The sequence below is a fragment of the Salicola sp. AFF1 genome (assembly GCF_056783195.1).
Genome location: NZ_JBXAYL010000015.1, coordinates 67,370 through 78,599, shown reverse-complemented (window position 1 = coordinate 78,599; position 11,230 = coordinate 67,370). Strand labels below are relative to the sequence as shown.

Genomic DNA, 11,230 nt, shown 5'->3' with positions numbered 1-11,230 from the left:
ATCTATTCAGATTTTGCCCGTATTAGCCCAGCTTGCGCTTTGCGGGGTATATTGGCCTGCGAAGTCACTGATTCAGGAGTGAGTCCGGCAGGCCGATCACCGCCTCCAGCAGATCATCATTGAGAATCCCGGTACGAATGGCCTTCTCGCTGGAACCACGGAACAGCACCCCATGGGGCATGACCACACCCATCATGCCCTCAGCATTGAGGCTGGCGATCATGTGTTGGACGAACGCCAGGTCCCCGGCGTCCTTGGGCGGTGTGCCGTAGGGGAAGCGGCCGTACGGGTCGTTATCCGCCGTCTCCTTGCCCCACTTCTTGAGACTGAACGGCGGATTGGCGATCACCCGGTCGAAGTGCATCAGCTCACCGCCTTCGGTGTGCTGCGGATCCCCCAGGGTGTCGCCCTTGCGGATGTCAGCGCTGTAGACCCCATGCAGGAACATGTTCATCTTACAGATGGCCCAGGTGTTGAGGTTCATCTCCTGGCCATACAGCGAGAGGTTGGCGGAGTTATCGCCCTGCTCCGCCAGGTAATTGCGGGACTGGATCAACATGCCGCCGGAACCAGCGGTGGGATCGTAGATGCGCATCCCCGCGTGAGGCTTGAGCAGTGACACCAGCAGCTGCACCACCTCGGAGGGCGTGTAGAACTCGCCGCCCTTCTTGCCCGCGCTGTCGGCGAACATCTTGATCAGGTATTCGTAGGCGGTGCCGAGCAGGTCCGAGCGCTCAAAGTCGGTGTTGCGCAGCCGGTGCTGGCTGAAGTGGCTGATCAGGTCCCGCAGCTTGCTGTCCGAGAGCTTGTTCTTCACGTTGAAGTCGATGGTGACCAGCACGCCCTCCAGGCTTGGGTTGTACTCCTCGATGGCCTCGGTGGCCGTATTCAGGACTGAGCCAATATCGTGCTTCACGTCCTTCAGGGCGCCCCAGCGGGCCTCTGGCGGAATGTAGAAGGTTTCATCGTACTCATCCTCTTCATTGGCCAGCTCCTCCGCCTGGGCCTGGCTGCGGCCCTTCTCGAGATAGTACTCCACTACGCCCTCCTGCGCCTCTTCAAAGGCATCAGAGAGGCGTTTCAGAAAGAGCATGCCGAAGATGTAGTCCTTGTACTCAGAGGCGTCCATGTTGCCCCTGAGGATGTCAGCGGCTTCCCAGAGGAAGGATTCGAGTTGTTGCAGGGTCAGGGTCTGGGTCATTCAGCGGCTTCCGCGTTCGAGTTCGACTGGCAAGACTTTGGAGGCAAAGGACCAAGCCTGGCAAGGTTGAATTGTGGCTTTTATGCGGTGTAGGCGCCACATTGTGGGCGTTTTTTAGGACGTGTCCATCCTGAATCCGGATTGGTTACTCATTGGCCACTAACACCTCGGGAGGTCGTTGCTCAGCTGTCTATCAGTGCACTGTTCTTTGCCGCCTTCGAGGATAACGGGAACCAGTACCTCAGCCGCGCCTGGATGATTGACCCAGAGATCAACGAGGAGCACGCGGAGTACCTGGTGCCGGTCGAGTGGCTCTACACGGTTCCGCGCTCCCAGGCGTTCCGGGAGGTGGGCCTGTTCGGCAATCAGACCACGGTGTGCAAACCAACCGCATCGAAGTGGAGGCACACCGTAGAGCGGTTGAGGGTGACCTGGTCACTGCCTGAAACACAATCCCACTGACCCATTCATGTTCAAAGTAACCACTTCGTGACGCCTGTCTCCGGCGCGCGTTACGCTCAAAGGTTATTTCTCCACCATCAACAGGGAACGGCTATGAGTACTGTCCATCTCACGCTCGCTGCATCTTGCCTGAGTGCGTTGCTGTTGCTCACAACCACGGCTGCGATTGTTTTCTTCCGCCGGTACCGCGCGATCGATTCCCGATTCAGAGACGTCCTGGACGCTGACAAAGAACTGGCGCGCGTGCGCGAAACCAAGGAGCAGGAAGAGGCAGCGATCAGCCAGTTGCGCGAGAGCTATGACCAAAAGCGGGCCATCTACTCGGATCTGGTGGAGACGGTGGCGATTTACGATGAAGAGGTCGAACTCGCTGAGTGGGGGTTCTATAAGCCCCACTTCGATTTCGGGACCTCGGAGCAGTTCAAGGAGGCCATCAGGGAGGTCAAGGCAACCCAGAAGAAGATGATCAGTGACAAGACCGCGGTCGAGTGCAACACGGAGTGGCGTGTCGGCGACAGCAAGGCCGAGGGCAGGAAAATGACCAATCGCTCGATCAAGCTGACCGCAAGGGCCTTCAACAACGAATGTGACGCCGCCATCAGCAACAGCCGCTGGAACAATGCGGTTGCCATGGAGAAACGCATCCGCAAAGCCTACGAGACCATCAACAAACTCAATACGCCTCAGGACATCCACATCAATCCGGGGTACTTGAATCTCAAACTCAAAGAGCTCCGTTTGACGCACGAGCATCAGGAGAAGAAGCAACAGGAGAAGGAGGAACTGAAAGAACTCCGTCGTCAGGAGCGCGAGGAAAAGAAACTCCAGGAGGAAATGAATAAAGCCATCAAAGACGAGGAGAAGTACAACAAACTGCTGGAGAAAGCCCGCAAGGAAGCCGATCAAGCCAGTGGCGAGCAACTGACCAAGCTCCAGGGCAAGATTGAGGAACTCAGTGAGGAACTCGCAGAGGCACATGAGAAATCAGAGAGAGCCAAGAGCATGGCCGAGCAGACCCAGCGCGGACACGTCTACGTGGTCTCGAACATCGGCTCGTTCGGCGAGCGGATCTTCAAGATTGGCATGACCCGTCGACTCGATCCAGACGACCGTGTGAAAGAGCTTGGCGATGCCAGTGTGCCGTTCACCTTCGATGTCCATGCGATGATCTTCACCGACAATGCCCCGGAACTGGAGGGGAAACTGCACGCCGCCTTCAGTGACCGCAGGATGAATCTGGTCAACATGCGCAAGGAGTTCTTCAAGGTCGAGCTCAGTGAGATCCGTGAGAAGGTTGAAGAACTCGTTCCAGAGGCAGAGTTCAATGAGACGATTGAAGCACGCCAGTACAACGAGTCGCTGGCCATCCTGGCGCAGCGCAATGAACACCAGGCTCAGGATGCCCACTCTGCCTACCCTGAGGCGATCTGAGTGGCCTTGAGGTGGCCGTTGGCGATCCAGAGCAAACCAGGCCCACTTTCCATTGGGACGCTTGTACCTGAGTGTCCAACACTTGGACCCGCTGGGTTAAACCCTGAAGTACAGGCCGGGGGAGTCGCGTTCCTGGTAGTCCTTCAGCTCTGCTTTCAGCGAATTGAGAGCTGAGTCAGCCATTGGCCGTCGCTATGCAGGATTAAAACTGCTGGTGTGATGAAATATGATTACGTAAGAGGAGCGCAAAGCCCCTTAAACCGGGGCTTTGCAGCCATCCACATGACGTGTAAGGCCATATGAGGACAGGGTTACAGGCCCTGCTTGAGACTGGCAATAATGAATTGATCAAGACTTCCGTCGAGCACATTCTGGGTGTTGCTGGTTTCCACCCGCGTGCGCAGGTCCTTGATGCGCTGATCATCGAGCACATAGGAACGGATCTGGCTGCCCCAACCAATGTCCGACTTGTTGTTCTCGGCAGCCTGTTTCTCCTCGTTACGCTTCTGCAGCTCCAGCTCGTAAAGCTTGGCGCGCAGCTGCTTCATCGCATAATCCTTGTTCTGGTGCTGCGAACGCCCGCTCTGGTTCGCCACCACGATGCCGGTAGGATGGTGCGTAATCCGGACGGCGGACTCCGTGGTGTTGACGTGCTGGCCGCCCGCACCCGAAGCACGGTAAACATCGATCCGCAGATCCGAGGGATCGATCTGGATCTCGATATTGTCGTCAATCTCCGGCGAGGCAAACACCGATGCAAAAGAGGTGTGCCGGCGGTTGCCGGAGTCGAAGGGCGACTTGCGGACCAGCCGATGAACCCCGGTCTCCGTGCGCAGCCAGCCATAGGCATGATCACCGTCGATTTTGACCGTGGCGCCCTTGAGCCCTGCCACATCGCCGTCCTGGGCCTCGAGCACTTCATACTTGAAGCCCTTGGAATCCGCCCAGCGCAGGTACATACGCAACAGCATGTTGGCCCAATCCTGAGCCTCGGTGCCGCCAGAGCCGGCCTGGATCTCCAGATAACAGTTACTGGCGTCCATGTCACCGGAAAACATCCGCCGGAACTCAAGGGTTTCCAGTTCCGACTCCAGGTTCTGGAGCTCACCGGTCACATCATTGGCCGCTGCTTCATCCTCCTCGGCTTCCGCCATCTGAAGCAGTTCCTCGGCATCACGGATGCCGGTACTGAGACGGTCCAGCGTGGAGACAATGGCATGCAGCCCAGCCTGCTCCTTGTTCAGGGCTTGGGCACGGTCCGGGTTGTTCCAGACCTCGGGTTGTTCCAGTTCGCGTTCGACTTCGGTCAGCCGCTCTTTCTTGCTGTCGTAGTCAAAGATACCCCCTAAGCGCTTCCGTACGCGCTTCCAGGTCACGAATGGTCTGCAGAATCGGATTGGTTTCCATAGCCGACGGCCTCTCTATCAAATGGGCATGTCAGAACGATGACTTATTGTAACGAATGCGCCAGCCACTGAATATGCGGCTTACAGTGGCTCCAGGTGCAGCACCCGCAGCTGCAGCCGTTCGCGCCCCCGGAAGCGATTGGCATCCAGCTGATAGGCCAGACGCGCCCACCGGCACCGGGCGGGCCACTGGTCCGTATCCACGTTGAACGCGATCCCATCCACCGGTGTATTCCAGCCAGGTATCCCAATCTGGAGCTTAAGATGGCGCTCGCCAACGATCCGCTGATCCAGGAGCTCGAACTCACCATCAAACACCGGTTCCGGGAAGCCCTGCCCCCAGGGCCCACCGCTGGACAGAAGGTGAGCCGTCTCCAGCGTCAACCACTGGGGTTCCAGCTCCCCGTCACTCAGGATCTCCGGGCGCAGGAGCCCAGGCTCAACCCGTTCCCGGACCAGTTCGGTCACCGCGTTCCGGAACGGCTCCATCGCCTGGTCCGCCAGGGTCATGCCAGCGGCCATGGCGTGGCCGCCGTAGCGCTGCACAAGCTGGGGATACCGGGCGTCCAGGTCCGCGACCAGATCCCGGATATGCAGGCCTGGAACCGAGCGGGCCGAGCCCTTGAGCACGCCCTCACCACCACGGGCAAAGGCAATCACCGGCCGGTGGAAACGCTCCCGGATGCGCGAGGCGAGAAGGCCGATTACGCCCTCGTGCCACTGTTCGTCGTGGAGACAGAGAATGGGCGGCAACTCCCCCTCATCGAGGTGCAGCCTGGCCAATGCCGACTCCGCTTCCGCCCGCATATCCGATTCAATAGCGCGACGCTCGCGATTGAGCCGATCCAGTTCACAAGCGAACCGCCGCGCCTTCTCCTCGTCTTCCGCCAGCAGGCACTCAATGCCTACCGCCATATCGTCCAGGCGACCAGCGGCGTTAAGCCGTGGCCCCAGCACAAACCCCAGATCCGAGGCTTCAAGAGTCGCCGCCTCACGCCCGGCAAGCTCGAGCAGGGCGCGGATGCCGGGGCGTGTTCGCCCAGCACGAAGCCGGCGCACCCCCTGAGCCACCAGGGTCCGATTGTTGTGGTCCAGGGGCACCACATCCGCAACGGTCCCCAGGGCCACAAGATCCAGGTACTCCGCCATGGAAGGCGGCGCCTCACTGAACCAGCCAGCCCTTTCCAGAGTCCGGCGCACTGCGCTCACTACATAGAAGGTCACCCCTACACCCGCTATGCTCCCTGAGGGAAAGCCACAGTCCGGCTGGTTGGGATTAACGATGGCTTCCGCTGAGGGGAGGCTTTCCCCGGGAAGATGGTGATCCGTAACCACCACCCGAATCCCTCTCTCCCGGGCGCTGCCCACACCCTCATGGGCCGCGATGCCATTGTCCACGGTCAGGATCACATCCGGCAGCGCCCCTTCCCCGGCAAGCTGATCGATGATTCCTGGCGTCAGCCCATAACCATCCGTGAAACGGCTTGGCACACGGTAATCGACCTTCCGGGCACCGAAACGCTGGAGCGCGAGCACGGCCAGTGCCGTACTTGTGGCCCCATCGGCGTCAAAATCACCCACAATGGTGATCCGCTGGCCCTGAGTCACCGCCTCGGCAAGTGTGGACGCTGCAGCCTCAATACCACGCAACCCATCCGGCCGGGCCAGGGAGGCCAATCCATAATCAAGTTGGCTCGCGTCCGTCACCCCCCGGGCCCCATAGAGCCGCTGCAAAAGGGGATGACAATCAGCGCCGGCGACGGGCTCGCCACCAGCGCCGGCACGCCGCACGATGGTTTTCTGCATAGAAATCAGCTGTTGGTGTGGCGCCAGTTACGGGCCATGAACTGCTGAATGGTGGCGAGATCGTTGTCCAGCACCGTAAAGCGCTCGTCGCGTTCCTTCAGGTCGGACAGATGAGTGGGCAATGGAGCCTCTTGGGTGACCCCGGATTGCGCCACCGCGTCCGGGAACTTGGCGGGATGGGCCGTTCCCATGGTCACCATCGGGATTGAAGGGTCACGCCGGCAGCGACGTGCGGCCTCCACACCGATGGCTGTGTGCGGATCCAGCAGGTACTCGGTTTCATTGTAGACTTCAGCAATCACCTCGCAGGTGCGCTCGTCGTCCACTGAGAGGCTGTCGAACAGCTGGCGCGCCACCTTCCAGCGGTCGGCCTCCAGCGACACAGCACCCTGCTCCGCCCCCTTCAGGAATTCGATAACACTTTCTGGATGACGCCCGTAAAGATCAAACAGCAAGCGTTCAAAGTTGCTGGAAACCGTGATGTCCATGCTCGGGGAAAGTGTGTGCTGCAGCTTGCCGGTCTCGTAGTGGTTGCCACTGATGAAACGGTGCAGGATGTCGTTCTGGTTGGTGGCGACCACCAGTTGCTGCACGGGCACCCCCATCTGGCGCGCCAGATAGCCTGCGAAGATGTCCCCGAAGTTGCCCGTGGGCACTGAAAACGCAAGGCTTCTGTGAGGCCCGCCCAGCGCCAGGGACGCATAGATGTAATAGACGATCTGGGCCATGATACGGGCCCAGTTGATGGAGTTGACCGCCACCAGGGACGTCTTGCCCTCCAGGAAGGACTGATCCGCGAAACTCGCCTTCACCATCTTCTGGCAGTCGTCGAAACTGCCATCCACCGCGATGTTGTGCACATTGTCGCTGAGCACGGTGGTCATCTGGCGCCGCTGCACCTCCGAAACCCGTCCGTGCGGGTGGAGGATGAAGATGTCCACGTGCTTCGAGTGGCGGCAGCCCTCAATCGCGGCCGAACCGGTATCCCCGGAGGTCGCGCCCAGAATGACCACATGCTGGCCGCGTTTTTCCAGTACGTAATCCAGAAGCCGCCCCAGAAGCTGGAGGGCGAAATCCTTGAACGCCAGTGTCGGCCCCCGGAAGAGCTCCATGACCCACTCGTTGGCATCGAGCTGGACCAGCGGCGCCACCGCCTTGTGGGCAAAACCGGCATAGGTCTCGCGCACCATTTCCCGGAACGCATCCTCGGGGATGGACTCCGCCACAAAAGGGTACATCACCCGGCAGGCCAGCTCGTCATAGGGCAGTCCCCGCAACGCCATCAGCTCTTCCGGCGTATAACGCGGCAGCGTTTCGGGCACATAGAGGCCGCCGTCAGAGGCGAGCCCCTGCAGCAGCACGTCTTCAAAACTGAGCGCGGGCGCCTGCCCGCGGGTACTGATGTATCGCAAGGTGGTTTACCGTCAGTGTCCGGTTGCAGTTCTCAGAGGAAGTTCTCGGCGCGAATGCGGACCACCCGGCCCTCCACTTCCGGAAGCGCTTCCATCTCGGCAATGGCGTCATTAACCTGTTTTTCCAGAACCGTATGGGTCAACAGGATGACCGGAATCTGGCCATCGTGCAGCTCGGATTCCTTCTGCATGATGGATTCGATATTGATTCCGTTCTCACTCATGATGGAAGCCACCTTGGCCAGCACGCCTGGCCGATCCAGAGCCTGAATCCGAAGATAGTAGGCGGAGCGGATCTCCTCCGGCGGGAGGATCTTGTGATCGGTGATGGCCTCGGGCTCAAAGCCAAGATAAGGAACCCGCTGGTCGCTGCCTGAGGCAACCGAGCGGGCCACGTCCACCAGGTCCGCAATGACCGCCGAGGCCGTCGCCTCGTCCCCGGCACCCGGGCCGTGGTACATGGTCTGGCCAACGGCGTCACCGTCCACCAGGACCGCGTTCAGCACGCCATCCACCTTGGCAATGAGATTGTTCCCCGGGACCAGGGTCGGATGCACACGAAGCTCAATCCCTTCTTCACGGGAACGGGCGATGCCCAGGTGCTTGACCCGATACCCGAGCGCCTCGGCATGGGCAATGTCATAGGGTGTGATGTTGGCAATGCCTTCCGTATAGGCGCGATCAAACTGCAACGGCACGCCAAAGGCGGCCGAGGCCATGATGGTCAGCTTATGGGCCGCATCGATGCCTTCAACATCAAAGGTCGGGTCGGCTTCGGCGTAGCCCAGGTCCTGAGCTTCCTTCAGGACCTCATCAAAGTCGCGCCCGGCGCGCATCTCCGTGAGGATGTAGTTGCCGGTACCATTAATGATCCCGGCAAGCCAGTGGATACGATTCCCTGCGAGCCCTTCCCGGATCGCCTTCATGACCGGGATGCCGCCAGCGACGCCCGCCTCGTAGGCGATAATGACATTCTTCTGGCGTGCGGCTTCGAAGATCTCATTGCCGTGCACCGCGATCAGCGCCTTGTTGGCAGTCACCACATGCTTGCCCTGCTCGATGGCTGCCAGGACCAGCCGACGGGCCTCGTCATAGCCGCCTATCAGCTCAACGACAATATCGATATTCGGGTCGTTGACCACATCATTCACGTCCGTGGAAAAAGGCGTGTCACCCAGCCCCAGATCCGGACGTGGGCGCCGATTCGCCACCCGTGCCACACGCAGATTACAACCCGCTCGCCCAGCAATGGTACGGGCATTGCGCTGCAGGACCTCCCAGGTCCCGCCACCGACGGTTCCGAGACCACAGATTCCGATGTTCACGTCCTTCAACTGGCCACCTCTTGTTCGCTTGAAAAGTGCACGTCAATGCCGGGGAAACGGGCATATTATACGCTTTGCGCGCCGAAAAAAACTCGACGGGTACTGGCTCCCACTCCCACGCCTGGCTCAGCCCTCAATCCCGAGTTTCCGTGCCAATGCCTGGGGCGGCTGATAGCCGCGGATCATCTGCCCTGACTCAGTAACGAGTGCAGGCGTTCCTTTAACGCCGAACGATTGGCCGAGACGGAAATGGGACACCACGGGCGCATCACAGGATGGTGCCGTCACTGTCTCCCCCTGCTTGGCACGGGTCATGGCGCTGCGGCGATCCTCTGAACACCAGACCGCTTCAAGTTTCCGGGCGCCTTTGCTGCCCGGACCACCGCGCGGGTACGCCAGATAGTTCACCCGGATGCCCAGCTCGTTCAGGGCTTCCATATGCCGGTGAAGCTTACGGCAGTAGCCGCAGGTCGTATCAGTGAACACATACAGGTCCGCTTTCACACTGCCCTTGTCAGGCCCAAAACGGATCAGCTCGTCTTGGTCCAGTGCCGCAATCGCCTCACGGCGCTGGTTGCTCCGGGCCTGCTCGCTGAGGTTAACCACGCTTTCCTCGTCCAGACGCAACATCTGGCCCGTGAAGATATAGCGCCCATCCGCCGTGATGTAGAGTAGGTTTCCCCCGCTCTTCACCTCGTAAAGCCCTTCCCGCTCAGTCTCGCTGACACGCTCAATGGGCATGTCGGGTAGACGCTGCGAGAGCTGCTCACGAATGCGCTCCTCGGTCGAAGCCGCCTGAGCAACAGCTGGTATCAGCCCTACAAGGATCAGCAGGGAAGCGAGCGAAAAGGATCTCATACTCAACTCCGGATCTGGCTATTAGGTCCTGCGAGGATACCGAAATTCCCGTGCCCTGTCGTCGATCAGCCCCGCGGATGATGACTCTGGTGCAGCTGGTTCAGTCGCTCCCGCGCCACATGGGTATAGATCTGGGTCGTAGAAAGATCACTGTGCCCCAACAGCATCTGGACCACCCGCAGATCCGCCCCATGGTTGAGCAGATGAGTGGCAAAAGCATGCCGCAGGGTGTGTGGGGAAAGGGGTTTGCGGATACCAGCACGCACGGCATAGCGGCGGATCCGGTACCAGAAAGCCTGGCGCGTGAGATGCCCGCCACGGCCTCCGGGAAACAGGGCATCGCTACCGGTACCCTCGGCCAGACCGGGCCGCGCCTGCTGCAGGTATTGCTCAAGCCACTCCAGGGCTTCCTCGCCCAGGGGAACCAAACGCTCTTTGTTCCCCTTACCCAACAGGCGCACCACTCCCTGGCGCCGGTTGACCTGTGACAGTCTCAACGCGACCAGCTCAGAAACCCGGAGGCCACACGCATAAAGCAGTTCCATCATCGCCCTGTCCCTGAGCTCAATGGCGTCATCGGTGGCCGGCGTATCCAGAAGCGCCTCAACGTCCGCTTCGGTCAGAGTATCCGGCAGCCTGCGAGCCTGTCTGGGACTGTCCAGTCGCAGCGTCGGGTCTTCGCTGATGATGCCTTCACGCAACAGGTAGCGATAAAATCGGCGCAGGCAGGAGAGTCGCCGTGCCGCGGTGCTGGAGCGGGCGCCCCTGGTAAGCTCGTGGGAGAGATAATCCATGAGACAGGTTCGATCCACCCCGACGAGATCCCGGTCAGGGTAATCCTGAGCAAGCCAGCGTGCGAACTGTCTCAAATCGCTTTCGTAAGAAAGCCTGGAACGGTCGCTCAGGCCGGATTCCAGCCAGAGCGACTCACTGAATGACGCAACCAGTTGCTCGTTGCGTTGCTCAGCCAAGCTTTTCCTTGATCCGGGCAGCCTTACCAGAGAGCTGACGCAGATGGTACAGCTTCGCCTGGCGCACATCACCGCGACGCTTGACCGAAATGCTGTCGATCAACCGCGAGTGCGTCTGGAAGGTCCGCTCAACGCCAATACCATAAGAGCGCTTGCGTACGGTGAATGAGGAGTTCAGGCCACGGTTACGCTTACCGATGACCACGCCCTCAAACGCCTGCAGACGCTCCCGGTTGCCTTCGGTCACCCGCACCTGAACGACCACGGTATCACCCGGGCCGAACTCGGGAACGGACTCCTTGAGCTGCTCGTTTTCAATTTCCTGGATGATGCTTTTCTTGCCACTCATCTTTCGCTC

The 11,230-nt window shown here is 60.0% G+C and carries 10 protein-coding genes; 2 read left to right on the top strand and 8 right to left on the bottom strand.

Annotated features, from left to right (window positions below; genetic code table 11):
• Nucleotides 1-64: 64 nt before the first annotated feature.
• Nucleotides 65-1,201, bottom strand: a complete 1,137-nt coding sequence (locus tag AC1RQI_RS11415; protein ID WP_481904877.1) for a type I restriction-modification system subunit M — start codon at nt 1,199-1,201, stop codon at nt 65-67.
• A gap of 255 nt (nt 1,202-1,456) precedes the next feature.
• Between AC1RQI_RS11415 and AC1RQI_RS11410 the strand changes: the two genes are divergently transcribed.
• Together AC1RQI_RS11410 and AC1RQI_RS11405 are read left to right on the top strand one after the other, a co-directional pair.
• Nucleotides 1,457-1,663 (top strand): hypothetical protein, encoded by a 207-nt coding sequence (locus AC1RQI_RS11410; RefSeq protein ID WP_481904876.1) that lies wholly within the window; start codon nt 1,457-1,459, stop codon nt 1,661-1,663.
• 93 nt (nt 1,664-1,756) lie between these two features.
• A complete protein-coding gene (locus AC1RQI_RS11405; protein ID WP_481904875.1) occupies nt 1,757-3,094 on the top strand; it encodes an SNIPE associated domain-containing protein in 1,338 nt (445 codons plus the stop codon).
• A 311-nt stretch (nt 3,095-3,405) separates the two neighbouring features.
• Here AC1RQI_RS11405 and prfB read toward each other — a convergent pair.
• The 7 genes from prfB to rplS all read right to left on the bottom strand — a co-directional run bounded on the left by prfB (nt 3,406) and on the right by rplS (nt 11,221).
• Nucleotides 3,406-4,501, bottom strand: a protein-coding gene (gene prfB / locus AC1RQI_RS11400) for a peptide chain release factor 2 (RefSeq protein ID WP_481904874.1) whose coding sequence is annotated in 2 segments (ribosomal slippage) — nt 3,406-4,428 and nt 4,430-4,501 — 1,095 coding nt in all. Because the reading frame shifts where the segments join, the coding sequence is not laid out codon by codon here.
• Nucleotides 4,502-4,581: 80 nt separating this feature from the next.
• Complete coding sequence (gene recJ / locus AC1RQI_RS11395; RefSeq protein WP_481904873.1) at nt 4,582-6,306, bottom strand: single-stranded-DNA-specific exonuclease RecJ; 1,725 nt, start codon at nt 6,304-6,306, stop codon at nt 4,582-4,584.
• 5 nt (nt 6,307-6,311) lie between these two features.
• Nucleotides 6,312-7,718 carry a threonine synthase gene (gene thrC / locus AC1RQI_RS11390; protein ID WP_481904872.1) on the bottom strand — a complete coding sequence of 469 codons (1,407 nt, stop codon included), beginning with the start codon at nt 7,716-7,718 and terminating at the stop codon, nt 6,312-6,314.
• A 32-nt stretch (nt 7,719-7,750) separates the two neighbouring features.
• A complete protein-coding gene (locus AC1RQI_RS11385; RefSeq protein WP_416634032.1) occupies nt 7,751-9,052 on the bottom strand; it encodes a homoserine dehydrogenase in 1,302 nt (433 codons plus the stop codon).
• Between the two features lie 117 nt (nt 9,053-9,169).
• The gene (locus AC1RQI_RS11380; RefSeq protein ID WP_481904871.1) at nt 9,170-9,901 is read right to left on the bottom strand and encodes a DsbC family protein; all 732 of its coding nucleotides are present in this window, start codon (nt 9,899-9,901) and stop codon (nt 9,170-9,172) included.
• 65 nt (nt 9,902-9,966) lie between these two features.
• Nucleotides 9,967-10,872, bottom strand: a complete 906-nt coding sequence (gene xerD, locus AC1RQI_RS11375) for a site-specific tyrosine recombinase XerD (RefSeq protein WP_481904870.1) — start codon at nt 10,870-10,872, stop codon at nt 9,967-9,969.
• Nucleotides 10,865-11,221 (bottom strand): 50S ribosomal protein L19, encoded by a 357-nt coding sequence (gene rplS, locus AC1RQI_RS11370; RefSeq protein WP_416634029.1) that lies wholly within the window; start codon nt 11,219-11,221, stop codon nt 10,865-10,867. Before rplS ends, xerD begins: the two co-directional genes overlap by 8 nt.
• Between the last annotated feature and the right edge of the window lie 9 nt (nt 11,222-11,230).